General features: G+C 56.1%; 16 protein-coding genes and 1 tRNA gene. 4 read left to right on the top strand and 13 right to left on the bottom strand.

The window, feature by feature from the left end; genetic code table 11:
* Positions 1-53 precede the first annotated feature (53 nt).
* Positions 54-1,385, bottom strand: a complete 1,332-nt coding sequence (gene rpoN, locus C230_RS0111030; protein WP_018132096.1) for an RNA polymerase factor sigma-54 — start codon at positions 1,383-1,385, stop codon at positions 54-56.
* Positions 1,386-1,523: 138 nt separating this feature from the next.
* The gene (locus C230_RS0111025) at positions 1,524-1,712 is read right to left on the bottom strand and encodes a YetF domain-containing protein (protein WP_018132095.1); all 189 of its coding nucleotides are present in this window, start codon (positions 1,710-1,712) and stop codon (positions 1,524-1,526) included.
* A 100-nt stretch (positions 1,713-1,812) separates the two neighbouring features.
* On the opposite strand from C230_RS0111025, the gene comER reads away from it, so the two are divergent.
* Positions 1,813-2,613: a late competence protein ComER gene (comER, locus tag C230_RS0111020; protein WP_018132094.1), complete on the top strand. Its 801-nt coding sequence runs from the start codon at positions 1,813-1,815 to the stop codon at positions 2,611-2,613.
* Positions 2,614-2,776: 163 nt separating this feature from the next.
* On the opposite strand, the gene thiD is transcribed toward comER, so the two are convergent.
* A complete protein-coding gene (thiD, locus tag C230_RS0111015) occupies positions 2,777-3,577 on the bottom strand; it encodes a bifunctional hydroxymethylpyrimidine kinase/phosphomethylpyrimidine kinase (protein WP_018132093.1) in 801 nt (266 codons plus the stop codon).
* A 268-nt stretch (positions 3,578-3,845) separates the two neighbouring features.
* On the opposite strand from thiD, the gene C230_RS0111010 reads away from it, so the two are divergent.
* The 3 genes from C230_RS0111010 to C230_RS0110995 all read left to right on the top strand — a co-directional run bounded on the left by C230_RS0111010 (position 3,846) and on the right by C230_RS0110995 (position 5,442).
* A tRNA-Arg gene (locus C230_RS0111010) sits at positions 3,846-3,920 on the top strand.
* Positions 3,921-4,426: 506 nt separating this feature from the next.
* Positions 4,427-4,960, top strand: coding sequence for a peroxiredoxin (locus C230_RS0111000; protein ID WP_018132091.1), 534 nt, complete (start codon positions 4,427-4,429; stop codon positions 4,958-4,960).
* 23 nt (positions 4,961-4,983) lie between these two features.
* Positions 4,984-5,442 carry a TlpA family protein disulfide reductase gene (locus tag C230_RS0110995; RefSeq protein ID WP_018132090.1) on the top strand — a complete coding sequence of 153 codons (459 nt, stop codon included), beginning with the start codon at positions 4,984-4,986 and terminating at the stop codon, positions 5,440-5,442.
* 59 nt (positions 5,443-5,501) lie between these two features.
* On the opposite strand, the gene C230_RS0110990 is transcribed toward C230_RS0110995, so the two are convergent.
* The 10 genes from C230_RS0110990 to C230_RS20145 form a co-directional block, all read right to left on the bottom strand.
* Positions 5,502-5,798: a hypothetical protein gene (locus tag C230_RS0110990; RefSeq protein WP_018132089.1), complete on the bottom strand. Its 297-nt coding sequence runs from the start codon at positions 5,796-5,798 to the stop codon at positions 5,502-5,504.
* A gap of 5 nt (positions 5,799-5,803) precedes the next feature.
* Positions 5,804-6,061 carry an HPr family phosphocarrier protein gene (locus C230_RS0110985; RefSeq protein WP_018132088.1) on the bottom strand — a complete coding sequence of 86 codons (258 nt, stop codon included), beginning with the start codon at positions 6,059-6,061 and terminating at the stop codon, positions 5,804-5,806.
* The gene (whiA, locus tag C230_RS0110980) at positions 6,043-6,993 is read right to left on the bottom strand and encodes a DNA-binding protein WhiA (RefSeq protein WP_026174273.1); all 951 of its coding nucleotides are present in this window, start codon (positions 6,991-6,993) and stop codon (positions 6,043-6,045) included. Before whiA ends, C230_RS0110985 begins: the two co-directional genes overlap by 19 nt.
* Positions 6,944-8,176, bottom strand: a complete 1,233-nt coding sequence (locus tag C230_RS0110975) for a gluconeogenesis factor YvcK family protein (protein WP_018132086.1) — start codon at positions 8,174-8,176, stop codon at positions 6,944-6,946. The genes whiA and C230_RS0110975 overlap by 50 nt, the downstream gene beginning before the upstream one ends.
* Before the next feature lie 3 nt (positions 8,177-8,179).
* Positions 8,180-9,049, bottom strand: coding sequence for an RNase adapter RapZ (gene rapZ / locus C230_RS0110970; protein ID WP_018132085.1), 870 nt, complete (start codon positions 9,047-9,049; stop codon positions 8,180-8,182).
* A 95-nt stretch (positions 9,050-9,144) separates the two neighbouring features.
* Positions 9,145-10,086 (bottom strand): ROK family glucokinase, encoded by a 942-nt coding sequence (locus C230_RS0110965; protein WP_026174272.1) that lies wholly within the window; start codon positions 10,084-10,086, stop codon positions 9,145-9,147.
* 124 nt (positions 10,087-10,210) lie between these two features.
* Positions 10,211-10,684 (bottom strand): NUDIX hydrolase, encoded by a 474-nt coding sequence (locus tag C230_RS0110960; protein WP_018132083.1) that lies wholly within the window; start codon positions 10,682-10,684, stop codon positions 10,211-10,213.
* A gap of 247 nt (positions 10,685-10,931) precedes the next feature.
* The gene (gene selB, locus C230_RS0110955; RefSeq protein ID WP_018132082.1) at positions 10,932-12,860 is read right to left on the bottom strand and encodes a selenocysteine-specific translation elongation factor; all 1,929 of its coding nucleotides are present in this window, start codon (positions 12,858-12,860) and stop codon (positions 10,932-10,934) included.
* Positions 12,861-12,888: 28 nt separating this feature from the next.
* The gene (gene trxB, locus C230_RS0110950; protein WP_018132081.1) at positions 12,889-13,839 is read right to left on the bottom strand and encodes a thioredoxin-disulfide reductase; all 951 of its coding nucleotides are present in this window, start codon (positions 13,837-13,839) and stop codon (positions 12,889-12,891) included.
* 209 nt (positions 13,840-14,048) lie between these two features.
* Positions 14,049-15,701 (bottom strand): tetratricopeptide repeat protein, encoded by a 1,653-nt coding sequence (locus C230_RS20145; protein WP_018132080.1) that lies wholly within the window; start codon positions 15,699-15,701, stop codon positions 14,049-14,051.
* Between the last annotated feature and the right edge of the window lie 84 nt (positions 15,702-15,785).

Below are 15,785 nucleotides of genomic sequence, written 5' to 3'. Positions count from 1 at the left end.
AATGGCAAATCTGCCATCTCCTCCATTGTATGAGATGCAAAAGAAAAACGCAACTAGTATCGCTTCCGCTGCATCGATGACGGAATGCCGGTCTCTTCCCGGTACTTCGCCACGGTGCGGCGCGAAATCTGAATCCCTTCGGCCTGCAGCAGTTCGCTGATTTTCTGGTCGCTCAGCGGTTGGGTCGGATCTTCTTGCCCGATTAGCGACTTGATTTTCTGTTTGATGCTTTCGGCTGACGCCCCTTCTCCCGCTGCTGTGGCGACACCCGAGTCAAAGAAATATTTCAGTTCGAACACGCCTCTCGGGGTCTGTACATATTTGCCGGTCGTTGCGCGGGACACGGTCGACTCATGCAGGCCGATTTTCTCGGCGATCTGTTTTAACGTCAGGGGTTTTAGCTTGCGTACGCCATGCTCGAAAAATTCTTTTTGCAGCTCAACGATCGCTTCCGTCACTTTGTACAACGTCTGGCGGCGCTGCTCGATGCTTTTCAACAGCCAGAGAGCGGAGTTCAGCTTGCCGGTGATATACTCTTTTGTCTCACGCGACACGCCGTCTTCTTTTTGCTCCAGCACCTTGCGGTAAAAATCGTTGATGTGCAGACGCGGCACCGATCGATCGTTGACAACCACGACATAGTCGCCCGCCACCCGCTCGACGATCACGTCCGGGATGATATACGCCGGCGGCTCGTTTGTGTACCAGCGCCCCGGCTTCGGATCCAGCGTCCGGATGAAATCGATCGCTTCCTGCGTCTGTTTGGTCGTAATACCGAGCGCAGACGCGATCTTGCTCACTCGCCCTTGGGCCACATCCGGCAGGTGATGCCGGATGATGTCCAGCACCACCGGACTCACATCGGGGATTTCAGCCGCCTGCAACAACAGGCATTCTTCCAGCGTGCGGGCGCCGACTCCGGTCGGCTCCAGCGATTGCACCAGCCGCAGCGCCGCTTCCGCCTGTTCCTTACTGCATTTGCGCATTTTTGCAAGCTCGTCGAGCGGCAATCGCAGATACCCGTTTGAATCGAGATTGCCGATGATAAAAGCGGCCAACTGCCTCTCCGGTTCAGCCACCCGGATGAGATTCAACTGGCGCCGCAAATACTCCTCCAACGACTGGTTGGTTCGAACCACCGATTCGATCGGAAATTCGTTCGGCTCACGCACGCTTTTGCGCAGTTTGTTATCGCGAAGCTCCCGTGCCACTTGCAGCCAGTCGGGCGCTTCCAGCTCCATGACCGGATTTTGTGCTGCTTCCGCTTGCAAAAACTCCACCAGTTCCTGCGCCGAAAATTGTAGCACGCTGATCGCCTGCCGCAACTCGGGCGTCATTACAAGTTTCTGCGTCTGCTCCTGCCACAACCCATATCCCATTCGCATGCCAGCACCCCCCCCCCGTCGGCCATGGGTCAGTCCTTTCTATCATCTTACCCTACTCCTGGCAGCGTCGTGGACGCGGTGGTCAAGAAGCGGGTCCATTCTTTACATTATCTTACCCTACAGGCCGCGGAGCCGTCACTATGTCCTGATATGGACGTGCAATGTTCCCTCGCTGTCGAGATGGGCATACCGCACCTGCCGGATGTCATACACCTGCAGATCCTGCAGCCGCTCCCGGATCCACGGCTCGGTCCGGCCGATTTCGATCAGATTGCTGTAGACAATTTTCCCCCGCTCGATCAAATAAAACGGCTTTCGAACATCCATGATCGCATGCCCCCTTCCTCCCGATTCTATAATTTTTAGTCATGCCCCAAGCGGCTTTCGAATACACTGCAATAGATACAGACAGAGGGAGGAGACTGCCTTGCGTATCGGATTCGTCGGCACCGGAAGCATGGGAGGAATGCTGGTCAGGGCGTTCGTCCGTTCCCACTTGCCAAACCTGCAGGTCATGGCCTGCAATCGCACTGCTTCCAAACTCGAACAACTCGTCGCCCAATATCCCAAAGTCCGCAAACTGGACAGTGCCTCCTCGTTGGCAAAATCGTGCGATTTTCTCTTCCTTTGCGTGAAGCCGGGAGATGTGCAGGCTGTGCTGGACGACATCGGCCCACACCTGTCGTCCGGCCAATTTTTGGTGTCGATCAATTCCGCCTGGTCGCTCGCCTCACTGGAGTCTGCGACGCCGTGCAAAGTGATCAAAATCATTCCCTCGATCACCCAGGAAGCTCTGTCCGGGGCGATGCTGACGATGTACGGATCGCGTCTGACATCGCAGGATCGGGAGCAGTTTGAGACGATCTGTCGGTCGATCGCTTGTCCGGTCGTCATACAAGAGGAAGACACCCGGATCTGTTCGGATCTTGCAAGCTGCGGCCCGGCATTCTTTGCATGGCTGTTGCAGTCGTTTGCTGAAGCGGCGGTCCGCCAGGGGGGAATTTCGGAAGAGCAGGCCGATCATCTGGTCAAGCAAATGATCTACGGACTGGGGAAACTTTTGGTGGAGGAACAGTACGATTTTGCGCAAGTCGTCTCGCGCGTATCCGTTCCCGGCGGCATCACCGAGGAAGGGTTGAAAGTGCTGCAGCCGGCCGTGCAAGGCGTGTTTGACAAGCTGCTGATCGCCACCAGACAAAAACAGGAACATCACGGAAAACCGCATTGAAAAGCGCGCCAGTCAGCCTCCGGCGATAAACTGTACGAAAATAAGCCCTCGCAACGATACTGCCAAGGGCTTTTTTGACGTTCCCTCGCAACAATCCGTCAAGGGAGTTGACATTTCCCTCGCGGAATCTGTGCAAGGTTTTTGTGCCGTTTGTTTTGGTTGTTTATGTATGGAACTTTTTTCCATATGCCCAGTGGTTGGTCGGTCCGTGCCCGCCCCCGAGTTCGAGCGAATCGGCAATCGCGCATGTGATAAACTCTTTTGCCGCCCGAACCGCCTCCATCACGCTCTTGCCTTTCGCCAATTCGGCTGTTACCGCGGCCGAAAACGTGCAGCCGGTACCGTGCGTATGCCGCGTGTGAATCCTTGGCGAACGCAGTTCCTCGAATGTTTCCCCGTCATAGACAACGTCGATCGCATCCGCTTCCAGATGGCCGCCTTTGACGACCACCGTGCCCACACCAAACTCCCGAATCCGCCTGGCCGCTTCCCGCATGTCGTCAACCGTGCGGATCTCACGGCCGGTCAGCACTTCCGCCTCCGGCAGATTCGGAGTGACCACTTGCGCCAGCGGCAGCAGGTAGCGGATCAGCGCATGTTGCGCCGACTCCTCCAACAGCCGGGTGCCTCCCTTGGCCACCATGACCGGATCGACCACCAGATTGCGAATCGAGTACTGCCGAATTTTTTCCGCCACAAGCTCGATGATCGACGCCTGCGACAACATGCCCGTCTTTGCCGCATCCACCCCGAGATCGGTCACCACCGCGTCAATTTGTTTCCCGATCGCTTCCAGCGGCAGATTGTAGATCCCGTGTACACCAAGCGTATTTTGCGCCGTAATCGCGGTGATGGCAGACATTCCAAAAACGCCGAGCACCGTAAACGTCTTCAGGTCAGCCTGAATGCCCGCTCCGCCCCCGCTATCCGAACCGGCGATCGTTAAAGCCCGTGCAATTGTCATGTGCAGTTCCTCCCCAATTTTCGTAACGATAAAATAGGATAACATGAACTTGAACGCGCCGTCCTAACCGGCACTCCCATCGACCATCGTACAATGCCACGCTTTCGTGTTCTATTGTAAAAGCGAAAAAACGGCCCGGTCAACGGTGCCAGGTTTGCAATTTGCTGCAATTTGGCGGATATTGGTTGTACAGTTCCTGTTATTGCCGGTTGCAAAAACGATTCGCATCGTGTATGATAAAAAACGTCGCTTGCGAAAATAACATAATGCACCCGTGGTCCAATGGATAGGACGCAGGCCTCCGGAGCCTGAGGTAGGAGTTCGATTCTCTTCGGGTGCACCAGATAGAAACAGTCAGCTTCTATGGAAGCTGGCTGTTATTTTTTTCGATTGCTTCAGGATACGAACGGAAATAAGTGACAAACCAAAATAGCCCACAAACGTTTTCAAAGCGGCTCGTACAAACGGATTTCTATATTTCAAAACAGCCAATTCGCTCCGAAGTTGCTGTACCTCCTCACGATTCTTCCGGATGCTGTACGCAAACATCCAAACTGCCACAACGCCAAGTGTCACAATCGTCTGCTTGCCTCCAGCCTCCCTCGCTGGTGAGCAGGAAACCGAACGAGATCACGGGAAATCCTGTTCCGACAAATACTCTTCGCTTTATATACCAATATTTGGTACATATTTTTTCCCTGCGGAATCACCAACAAACAATTTTGTTATGAACTTGATAAAATTTTGTTATAATGGTACCATATAACTGTCTACGCTAATACCCAAGCGCAGGAGCTGTCGCCATGGTTCCTGCGCCGCTTGGGTCATCTTCAAAAGGAGGTTGTACATATGCCGTTGGTTGGCCAAAAAGCGCCTGATTTTAAAATGCTGACGACGAAAAATCTGGAAAAACTCGATCACGTCGCAACGCTGGAAGATTACAAAGGAAAATGGCTCGTCCTGTTCTTCTGGCCGATGGACTTTACGTTCGTATGTCCGACCGAGATCACCGCGATCAGCGATCGCGCGCAAGAGTTCTTCGACCTCGGTGCCGAAATCCTCGGTGTATCGGTGGACAGCGTATATGTACACCGCGCGTGGATTCAAACACCCCGTGACAAGGGAGGAATTGGAGAAGTGAACTACCCGTTGGCGTCCGACATCACGAAAGAAGTGTCGCGCGCCTACGACGTGCTGATTGAAGAAAAAGGGGTCGCCCTGCGCGGGCTGTTCATCATCGACCCGGAAGGCATCATCCGCTACCAGGTGGTGCATGACCTGAACGTGGGCCGCAGCGTAGACGAAACGCTGCGCGTGCTGGAAGCGCTGCAAGCAGGGGGGCTCTGCCCGGCCGACTGGAAACCGGGTCAAAAAACGCTCTAACCGGAAACGGAGGCGGTTTGCGAATGCCAATGCGACTGGGCAGCCCGATGCCCTCTCTGGAGGGAGCGACCGAGTGGTTCAACACGGACGGGTTCGATCCCGACAGCCTTCGGAATCATCCCGTGCTGGTCCATTTCTGGGCGGTATCCTGCCATATCTGCCATGAAGTGATGCCGGAAGTCGTATCGTATCGCGACCTGTACAAGGAACATGGACTGAAGCTGGTGGGCGTGCACATGCCGAAGCAGGAAAGCGACACCGACCTGGAAAAAGTGAAAAAAGACATCGCCGACTACCGCATCACGCAACCGGTTGCAGTCGACAATCTGCACAAGATTACCGACGCATTTCAAAATCAGTTCGTGCCCGCCTTCTTCCTGTTTGACAAGGAAGGAAAGCTATATTTCCGAGCAGCGGGCGATAAAGGATTTCAAAATCTGAAACCGAAAATCGAGCAGTTGCTGGGCATCTCCCACTCATAAAGGAACAGCGGCCAACTCGCAAGTGGCCGCTTTTTCTGTTGAAGTGACACGCAACCGCTTTATTTTTTCAGCCATTCTTTCAGATACGCTTTTTCCCGTTCCACCAGGTCGGGATGTGTATCCAAAAACCATTTCAGTTGTTTTTCTTCCCAAGCATCCCGGTCGACGCCGCGAATGATCTCCAGATTCAACAGCCCGATCTCCCGGTCGTACAAGATTTCCTGCTCCGTCGCCTGCTCCGTGCGGGTGATTTTCGACACCTGCATAAAAATTTTCTCCTGCCCGGTGTCGTCCTTCCCCACATACAGCATCATCTCAAAGTCGTCCCAGGCATGGGTCCAATCGAGCGGATTCATGCTGCCTAGTCTTCCCGCGACACCATCTCGGCCAACGTTTCGACGGCCCGTTCGGCGTCCGACCCTTCGGCTTTGATTGTGATCTCGGAGCCTTTCGAGATGGCCAGCGACATGATCCCCATGATGCTTTTCGCGTTGACGGTTTTGCCGGCCTTCTCAACGAAAATCTCGCTGGTAAATTTGTTTGCCTGTTGGACGAACAGAGCAGCCGGGCGGGCATGCAATCCCGCGCGCAGGTTGACGGTTACAGTTTTTTCGGCCATGCGAACCCCTCCTTCAGTTTCTCAGCCATTTCCTCCAGCTTGCGCAATCTGTGGTTGACTCCCGATTTTGACACGTTGCCGGGCAGCATCGCACCCAGCTCCTTCAGGTTGATTTCGGGATATTTCAACCGAAGCTCGGCCACTTCCTTCAAATGGGGCGGCAAATTTTCCAGCCCGATCATCTGTTCCACCAGTCGGATGTTTTCAACCTGTCGTACAGCGGCGTGAATCGTCTTGTTCAGATTGGCTGTTTCGCAATTCACCAGCCGGTTGACCTGATTGCGCATGCCCTTCAAAATGCGCACATCCTCAAAATGGAGAAGCGCCTGGTGAGCTCCAATGATGTTTAAGAATTCAATAATTTTGTCCCCTTCTTTCAGGTAGACCACAAACAGCTTTTTGCGCTCGATCAGCTTCGCGTTCAGTTCAAACTCGTTGAGAAGCTGCAGCAGAGATTGGGCGAACGGTTCGCCGTCGACCGCAATCTCCAGATGGTACGAATTGCTTTCCGGGTCGTTGACCGAACCGGCCGCCAAAAACGCTCCCCGCAGGTAAGCGCGTTTGCAACAAGTTTTTCGAATCAACTCCGGATCGATGCTTTGCTTATATTGTACACCGATTTCGGCGATTTTCAATTGTTGCAGGATTTCCTGCACCCGAAACGGCACGCGCACCATATATACATTATTTTTCTTCAGGCGCATTTTCTTGCGCACCAGCACTTCGGCATGCACGCCGAACAGCTTCCGTGTCAGCGTGTACATCCGGCGGGCGATCGCCGCGTTCTCTGTTGCGATATCAAGGATCGGCCGCCCGTCCGACTCAACGATTTTGCCGTTCAGGCGGACCATGGCGGACAGTTCGGCCAGTTGGCAGCAAGGCCTACTCTCCAGTTGTGTCAATTCCTTCTTGGTTGTGGATGCGAACGACATGGCGGGCCTCCTGGAAACTGGTTTGTCGCTTCTTCAAATCCCGCGCCAGGATCGACAAAATCTGTTCGCTGATCCGTCTGGCGTCGTGTCTCGCGTAGATCGCATAATGGAGGAAGTTGCGGGCGATCACGTTCAGCCCCATTTGTTGCAAATTCCACGTATCCGCTACGACGGGCGCCGCCTTCTGTTCCCGGTACTGCTCGATGACGGCGGGCGGGATCGGCGCGGAATTGACCAGCACGTACTCAAACAGACCCGGCCCGACATGATCATAGATCGCTTTCACGTGTTGGGAAGCGGTGTAATTGTCCGTTTCCCCCGGTTGCGTCATCACGTTGCAGACGTAGATTTTTTTCGCTTTCGAGCGGCGGATCTCGTCAGCAATGCCAGGCACCAACAGGTTCGGCAGGATGCTGGTGTAGAGGCTGCCCGGTCCGACAATGATCGCGTCCGCTTCCTGCAAAGCCTGGATGACTTCCGGCAGCGGGCTGATGTCCGGCGGATCGATCTCGACGCGGCGAATTTTCTTGCCGACGGTGGGAATCCGCGACTCCCCCGTGACGACCGTTCCGTCCGTCATATGCGCTTTCAGGATCACCGCCCGGTTGACGGCCGGCAGAACCCGTCCGCGGACGGCAAGCACCCGCGATGTCTCGCGAATCGCCGTTTCAAAGTCACCGGTGACGTCAGCCATGGCTGCGATAAACAGGTTGCCGAAACTGTGCCCGGCCAGTCCTTCGCCTGACTTGAAGCGGTGCTGCCAGAGCCGTTCCATCAACGGTTCCGTATCAGCCAAAGCAACCAGACAGTTGCGGATGTCGCCCGGCGGTGGCATGTCAAAATCGGACCGCAGCCGTCCGGACGATCCGCCGTCATCCGCCACGGTGACAACCGCCGTAATCTCTACATCGTATTCTTTGAGACCCCGCAGCAGAACCGACTGTCCCGTGCCGCCGCCGATCACGACCAGCTTGCGGCGGCCCAGTTTGGCCAGCATTTCCTTGCGCCCGATTTGCTCGTCCCGCCACCAGCCAAGCGCCAGCAGGCCAGACCCCACCAAGAGACACGCCAGTCCGACGACGGATGATTGTCCGGTTACCGAATGCAGACCCGCCCCCGCCGTGATCAGGCCTAGCCCGAACACGCACAGTGTCCAGGCGAGCAACCACCATTTTTTGACCATGCGTTATCGTTCCTTTGTACAGTCGCGATGGGTGACAACGACTGAATCATTTTTCTGCAGATGGCGGTAGAGCAGTTCCGCAATCGACACGGAACGATGCTGTCCCCCCGTACAACCGACCGCAATCACAACCTGCTGTTTGCCTTCTTTTTCAAAATGCGGAATCAGGAAGTCGATCAGATCGACCAGTTTCTCGACAAACTGCTGCGTCACCGGCCACTTCATCACATACTCGTACACTTCCGGATCTTTGCCCGTTAACGGACGCAGCGACTCGACATAATGCGGATTCGGCAAAAACCGGACGTCAAACACCAGGTCGGCATCGATCGGCACGCCATGCTTGAAACCGAAAGACATGATATGAATATTCAGCTTGCGGTCATCAAGGTTCGCAAACCGCTCCATGATCAGCGCTTTCAGTTCCGAAGGCTTCATCTTGCTGGTGTTGAAAATCCAGTCGGCCCGCCCGCGGATCTCTTCCAGCTTCTTGCGTTCCTTGGCGATACCTTCCGTGATCCGTCCTTCGGGTGCCATCGGATGGCGCCGCCTCGTTTCCTTGTAACGGTTGACGAGCGTCTCGTCATCCGCCTCCATGTAAACCACCTGGCAGGTGATTTCGCTGCGCTCCTCCAGTTCTTTGACAGCTTCAAACAATTCCTTGTCAAAAGCCCGCGCGCGCAGGTCGCACACGAGCGCCACTTTCGACACTTTCCCGTCCGATTGCAGAATCAGTTCTCCCAGCTTCGGAATCAAAGCGGGCGGCAGGTTGTCGACACAAAAATATCCGAGGTCTTCCAGGCACTGCAGCGCCACCGATTTCCCCGCCCCGGACAAACCTGTCAAGATCAGCACTTTGACAGATGGATGCATACTACACTCTCCCGCTTTCCAAACCACTTTCTTTTATTATACCAGAAAAATTCCCCGGAAGAGCGAACCGAATACCCGACAAAGTGACGTGAAGCTCACCCCAACACCAATTTTGCCGCCCCCAGCACGCCTGCGTCGTTGCCGAGTTCGGCCGGCCGAATCTCGGCAGCCTCCACTACCCGCTTTAACGCGTATGTTTGAAAATACCGGTTGAGCGGTTTGTACAGCACATCTCCCGCTTTCGAGGGCCCGCCGCCGATGACGATCACTTCCGGGTTCAGCGTATTGGCAAGCAAGGCGAGCGCATACCCCAATTTATGCACCGCGTAATCGATTACGTCCGCCGCGACGCGATCCCCTTGTGCTGCGTGTTCGAACACATCGCGGGTCGTCAGATTTTCCACCATTCGCAGGGACGACTCGTCTCCCCGCTGCAACCGCTGCTTGGCGGCGCGCAGGATGGCGGTTGCCGACGAGATCGTTTCCAAACAGCCGATATGGCCGCAATTGCAACGCTCGCCATGTTCCGGCTCAAGCACCAAATGACCGATTTCACCTGCCATTCCGTTGGCGCCTCGGTAGATTTGATCATCGATCACAATCCCGCCGCCGACTCCGGTGCCGAGCGTAACAAACAGCGTGTGACGGTAATCCTTGCCGCCACCAACCCACGCCTCGCCCAAAGCGGCCGCATTCGCGTCGTTGTCAAACCGCACCGGGACACCCAGCCGATTTTCCATCTCCGCGATCACCGGGACGTTCTTCCAGCCAAGGTTGACCGATTCTTCACACAGATCATTTTGAAAATCGTGAAAGCCCGGCACCCCCAAACCGATGCCGTCCACCTCGTGCCAGGTCCAGCCCGCTTTTTCCGCTACCGCCCGGGCGATCCCGGCCATCCGGTCAAGCACGGCGGCCGTTCCTTGCACTACCTCGGTCGGCCATTCTTCCTTCACCACGATTCGCCCTTCTTCCGTGACGGCAGCCGCTTTCAGGAATGTGCCGCCTACGTCGATCCCCACAACTTTTCGCCTCACTGCTCTCGTCCCTCCCAGTACTTTGAAACCAATCAACAAAACTCCCGCTCCGACCGGCACCGTCGATCCTTTCCGCAAAAGCAATGATCCGCCCTACGCGTCCGACGGAACCGTTCAGCGCTTTTTATCGAAAGACCGGCAACGTGTTTTCCGGTTTCCACCCGAGCAGTTTGTAATCGGGTGTGTATGTGAACTTGCCGGTCAGAAGAGTCGGATGATGCACGATATGTTCAATAAAAATCCGGTCGCCTTCCGCCATCGGACGGTTCGGCAGCGTATCGATCCCCACCCATTCCAGGTGGCCTTCCTGTGAAGTGGCATTCACCAGTCCGCTAAAGGATTCCGCATAAAACGTAAACAGCATCCAATGGTTGACCAACTCTTCACCGTTTTGCACGATCACAGTGAAAACACCACGCAACTCCGGCCGGATCAGCGTCAGTCCCGTCTCTTCCCGATACTCCCGCGTAACCGCTTCCAACAGCGATTCGCCGGTCTCGACTTTCCCACCTGGCGCCACCCACCAGCCTCTGCGCGGTTTCCGCAGCATCAGCAGCCGATCCTCCCAGCGTAAAATACAGTTTGTCACCAATTGCATCCTTATCAACTCCTGCCGTCACTAGAATATCACGCAGGATTCGCCAAGACAATGCAAGCAAAAAAAAAAGAGGCGTGTCTCTCCACCCACGCCAAGCAAGAAGTATATATCAAAAAGGGGGTCAAATGTGATACATTTACAGTATACCCAGGGATTATTTCGTTTATATTACGATCCCGTTAAAAATTTGTGACAGATTGTTTGTCGCCTGGCGTACAGAGTTGGCAACGCAACCGCCCCGTCTGCGTCACGAACCGCCCTCTCCCGGCTTTTTCAGCAAAACGCGCCGGTCTTCGATCCGCTTGGTCCATTTCATGCGATCCATATATTCGAGCAGCCCCAGTGCAAATTTGCGCGAAGTGCCGACCCGATCGCGAAACTCGGCAACCGTAAATCCTTCTTCCCCCGAGATTTCAGCCAAAATCCGCGGCGCATCGGTGATCGCCTCGCCCGCAAACAGCAGCCCGTCTTCGACCTCGACCAGTTCCTCCTGTTCTTTCAGCAGACTGACGATGCCTTGCACCGTTTTTTCCCGGCCTTTGTACATCGCCAGCAGTTCCTGCAAGGTCGGCGGATGGTACGGCCGCTGCACAAATTTGCTTTTCACTTCCTGCAACAGCTGCTTTTCCCGCAAAGACAGCGGAACCGTGTAACCGGCCAGCCGGATCCGGTCCTGGCGGACTTCGATTCGGCCCATTTGCGACGCCAGTTCGAGGATGCCGTCATACACTTTCGGCTTCAATTTTTTCGACAGTTGGGAATGCACCTGCGCCTTTGCTACATAAGCATGAAACCGTTCACGGGAATAGTGGGCCCGAATTTTGTCTTCGATTTCATCGAGCAATACGTGCAGCGATTTAACGGCGACAAAGCCGGGGGTGCCGGGGAGTTCCAAGACCTGGTGGCGGGCCAGCAATTCGTCGAGCCAGCTTTTCGTTTGCTCCATCGTCGCTTTCATGCGGGCGGCGAGTTCCGAAAGATTCAGGCCGATCTCCGCGTCGAGGATTTGCAGGATGCGCTCGTGCGGGCCGCCTTTTTCCCGCGCCTCCAGTTCCTCCAGAATATGCGGGCGGCGCCGCCTGTGCAAACGGGCCGGGTGCGGGTCGATCACCACACCGCCGCCGATCGTGTACATCGGCGAATACGTGCGCAGGATAAAATGATCCTTCGCCTCACACACGACTGGCGCTTCCAAATCGATCTGGATCAGCGCGTCCTCGCCCGGCTGCATCTCATCCCGGTCGAGCAGAACCACCCGCCCGAACACCTCGCTGGTCCCGACATAAAGGCGGACGCGCATTCGATTCGTCAGCGTCCGCGGGCTGTCGGACAACAGACGAAACCGGGCATCGATCAGCGTTGTCGGCTTCAAGACGCCCGGCGCCGCAACCACAAACCCGCGTGACAATTCGCTGCGCTCGACGCCAACCAGATTTAACGCCGTCCGCTGCCCTGCTTGTGCCTTCTGCGTCACGACGCCGTGCACCTGAATCGAACGGACGCGCACCTGTTCCCCCGAAGGCTGGATTTCCACCGCATCGCCTACTGTCACCGATCCAGCGAGAATCGTTCCGGTAACGACCGTCCCGAAACCAGGGACCGAGAACACGCGGTCGACCGGCATGCGAAACGGGGCGTTCACTTCACGCGGTTGGATCTCTTTCGCCACCTCGGCGATCAGGCCGCGCAATTGGTCGATGCCCTGTCCTGTGTAGGCGGACACCGGCACGATCGGCGCGTCGGCCAACACCGTGCCTTGCAGCCCTTCCCGTACTTCTTCCGTGACCAGCGCCAGCCATTCGTCGTCGACCGTGTCAATTTTTGTGAGCACGACGATCCCTTTTTGCACGTGCAGCATCTCGACGATATGCAGATGCTCCCGGGTCTGCGGCATAATCCCTTCGTTCGCGTCGATCACCAGCAAAATCAGATCGATCCCGGCGGCACCGACCAGCATATTTTTGATGAACCGCTCGTGGCCGGGAACATCAATAACCCCGATGCGCTTGCCATCGGGGAGCGTCAGCGGCGCAAACCCGATGTCGATCGAGATGCCCCGCTCCTTTTCTTCCTTGTGCGTATCCGTGTCCAGGCCGGTCAACGCTTTCACCAGCGTCGTCTTCCCGTGGTCGATATGACCGGCCGTTCCCACAATGATAAACCGGTTGTCTGCCACCCGCGATCCCCCTGTTTTTGTAACAGATTTAGCCAATTGGGTCCGCTTTTGCATCTTCCTGCGACTCGATGTAATGATACGCCGACATCGCCGCGATCGCGCCGTCGGAAGCGGCGGTAATGATCTGCCGCAGCCCCTTGTCCCGTACGTCGCCGGCGGCAAACACGCCCGGAATCGAAGTTTTCATCGTTTCATCCGTGACGATATAGCCAGCTTCATTCAAGATCTTCGATCCAGCGAGAAAATCGGTGTTCGGCTGCATGCCGACATAGATGAATACCCCGTTGGCCGGCAGTTCCCGCACCTCACCCGTCTTCAAATTCTTTACCCGCACCCCGGTGACCGCTTGGTCACCGATGATCTCCTCGACGGTGCTGTCCCAAATGAAGCTCATGCGCGGATTTTCAAACGCCCGCTTTTGCAAAATCGGCTGGGCGCGCAATTTGTCCCGCCGGTGAATCAGCGTCACTTTGTTGAACCGGGTGAGGAACGCTCCTTCCTCGACGGCCGAGTCGCCGCCTCCCACGACGATCAGCCCTTTGTCCATGCCGGGCCGCTTTTCGTTGAAGAAGGCGCCGTCGCACGTGGCGCAGTAGCTGACACCGCGGCCGCGAAATTCCGTTTCGCCTTTTGCGCCGAGTTGCTTCGGCTCCGCCCCGGTCGCGATCAACAGCGCTTTCGCTTCGAATACGCCCTTCGTCGTGTGAACCTTTTTGATTCGGCCTTCCAGCTCGACTTTTTCCACATCCGCGGTGTGGTAATCGACACCGAGATGCAGGGCGTGTTCGTACATCACTTGTGACAGCTCCGGCCCCATGATCATTTTGAAGCCGGTGTAGTTTTCGACTTCGGTTGTATTTTGCATCTGTCCGCCGGGAAGCCCTTTCTCGAGCAGCGCCACCTGCAGGTTCGCGCGCGCCCCGTACACGGCCGCCGACAAGCCGGCCGGCCCGGCGCCGATAATCAACAAATCGTACATGTGATCACCTCAACATAGGAAACTCCGCTCACAGCACCCGCCACATCACCCAGCGAAGTGACGCTGCCCTTCGCAGCTTACTCCGAGTGCTTCGCTGGGGCACCAAATCCCTGGGCCGCGCGGAGTGTGTCATCCAGAATTAACGGGCAGGATTGAATCCCCCTGCCCCTAGTATAAACAAAACAGGCCGCTGGAAACTGTGAGGCCGCTCACGATTCGAGCGTTTGCCCGATTTGCCGGAAAATCTTCGAAACGCTGCTGGGGGAAACGCCGAACCGTTCCGCCACCGCAGCCTGTGTGACGGAGATCCCGTGCAGCCGCAACGTGAAATAAGCCAACCCCGCCGCCCATGTATTAAGGCTTGCAATCTGCGGCGGTTGTTGCAAACTTTGCACGAGAAAATCGGACCAGATGCGGCAAGTCACATCTCCCAGGTGGTCGGCGTACGCTTCCACGGCCGCCCGCGCCTTTTCCAAAATCGCTTTCCAATCCTTGTTCAAGGCGGGAACGTCCGTAAACGGTCCGTCTGCGCCGATATGCTTCAACACATAGATGGCCAGCAGCTTCAACTGTTCCAGCTCATTCGGCCGGCAAACAAACTCGCGCAGCGCTTGCTCCACTTCCCGGTCGGCAATCAGCGCGAACGTCTGGATGACCTGAATCTTTGTTTCCAGTTCGCCATGCTGCAGCGCCCAGAACAGGGATGAGCGAATCAGCGGGTCGTTCCGCCAGTTGCCCGGTTTGCCCATTCTCATCTGTTCCTGGATCCGCCTTACCTGTTCGTTAAACGGAATCTGGTAATGGTAAGACACCTGCCGCATTTCGATGCCGGCCGCTTCCGCTTCCTCTAGCGCCCGCAAATAGAACGGCGCCACTTCCCCGTCCGGGTCGAGCAACTGAATATCTTTCCAGATCCGCCGGGCCAGGCCGTAATGGCCGCTGTTGCAGGCGGATGCAGCAACACAGTGTAACAACGGCGCATCCGGTTGCTCGCTCCAGCGGGCCATTTGCAAAAACAGGCGATGCGCCACCTGATGTTCGCCCAGAATGCCCATCGTGGTAGCCAGCTTGTAGCACTGGTCAAACTGCAGCGGGTAGACTTTGCGCAGCCCCTCCAGCAATACCGCCAGTTCGTCTGTCCGCTCCAGGTGCTGCAGGTATACGGCGAGGTTGCACCTTGCGTGCAGATTCCCCGGATCTATTACCAGCACTTCCCGCGCGATCTCGACCGCCTTGTCGAGCCGTCCGAGGTAATAATAGGCAAGCGACAGATTGTTGCGCGGCGCCGTCAGCTCCGGGTGCTGCTCGATCGTTTTTTGCAGATGGGCGACCGCCTCCATGAACTTCCCCTGCTCCAGCAGCTTGCGCGGCAGATCCTGCTCCCGCCGCTCCGCCTCCCGTTCCGCCAGGCGCTGGCGAAGCACTTCGCCGCCACCGAACTCCTCGATCAGAATCTGCAGCATCTCCTCCGCGTCCTGCGCGAATTCCCCCTGTGGTTCAAGATCCAGATAGCGGGCGGCATATTCTTCCGCTTTATCGTAATCGCCAAGATTGGCCCAATTGTTCGCCATATAAAAATAACACTCATACATCTGCGGGTCGATGGACTCCAGCACGTTCTCCAAAATCCGGTTCGATTCCTCAAACGAACCCATCTCCGACAAGACGCCCGCCAAATTGCAGTGGTTCACCGGATTGTCCGGTTCGTATTCGACCGCTTTGCGAAAATACTTGAGAGCATTTTGCAGGTTGTGGCGGTCCAGGTGCCGTACGGCCCGTTCAAAGAAAAAGGCGGCATCAAGCCGAAACGGAATCAGATTGCTGTCCGGGCGCCGACGCTTTTTTTGCTGTTGCCGGTCCAATCAAGTCACCTCCCGCGATCAACGGAAACATGATGTTCACTTCAGTCCCAGTATACCACAGATCGCAGACGGACGAAGCGCCGA

Source organism: Effusibacillus pohliae DSM 22757 (assembly GCF_000376225.1).
Lineage (GTDB): Bacteria > Bacillota > Bacilli > Tumebacillales > Effusibacillaceae > Effusibacillus > Effusibacillus pohliae.
Note: the sequence above shows the minus strand (reverse complement) of the source record. Positions and strands in the feature narration are given on the sequence as shown.

What these genes read in the sequence shown, in the direction of transcription:
- C230_RS0110985 (WP_018132088.1), bottom strand. Translation starts at nt 6,061, where the DNA reads ATGGCCGAAAAAACTGTAACCGTCAACCTGCGCGCGGGATTGCATGCC.
- thiD (WP_018132093.1), bottom strand. Translation starts at nt 3,577, where the DNA reads ATGACAATTGCACGGGCTTTAACGATCGCCGGTTCGGATAGCGGGGGC.
- C230_RS0110975 (WP_018132086.1), bottom strand. Translation starts at nt 8,176, where the DNA reads ATGGTCAAAAAATGGTGGTTGCTCGCCTGGACACTGTGCGTGTTCGGG.
- trxB (WP_018132081.1), bottom strand. Translation starts at nt 13,839, where the DNA reads ATGTACGATTTGTTGATTATCGGCGCCGGGCCGGCCGGCTTGTCGGCG.
- rapZ (WP_018132085.1), bottom strand. Translation starts at nt 9,049, where the DNA reads ATGCATCCATCTGTCAAAGTGCTGATCTTGACAGGTTTGTCCGGGGCG.
- C230_RS0110995 (WP_018132090.1), top strand. Translation starts at nt 4,984, where the DNA reads ATGCCAATGCGACTGGGCAGCCCGATGCCCTCTCTGGAGGGAGCGACC.
- whiA (WP_026174273.1), bottom strand. Translation starts at nt 6,993, where the DNA reads ATGTCGTTCGCATCCACAACCAAGAAGGAATTGACACAACTGGAGAGT.
- C230_RS0110990 (WP_018132089.1), bottom strand. Translation starts at nt 5,798, where the DNA reads ATGAATCCGCTCGATTGGACCCATGCCTGGGACGACTTTGAGATGATG.
- rpoN (WP_018132096.1), bottom strand. Translation starts at nt 1,385, where the DNA reads ATGCGAATGGGATATGGGTTGTGGCAGGAGCAGACGCAGAAACTTGTA.
- C230_RS0111025 (WP_018132095.1), bottom strand. Translation starts at nt 1,712, where the DNA reads ATGGATGTTCGAAAGCCGTTTTATTTGATCGAGCGGGGGAAAATTGTC.
- C230_RS0110960 (WP_018132083.1), bottom strand. Translation starts at nt 10,684, where the DNA reads ATGCAATTGGTGACAAACTGTATTTTACGCTGGGAGGATCGGCTGCTG.
- C230_RS0111000 (WP_018132091.1), top strand. Translation starts at nt 4,427, where the DNA reads ATGCCGTTGGTTGGCCAAAAAGCGCCTGATTTTAAAATGCTGACGACG.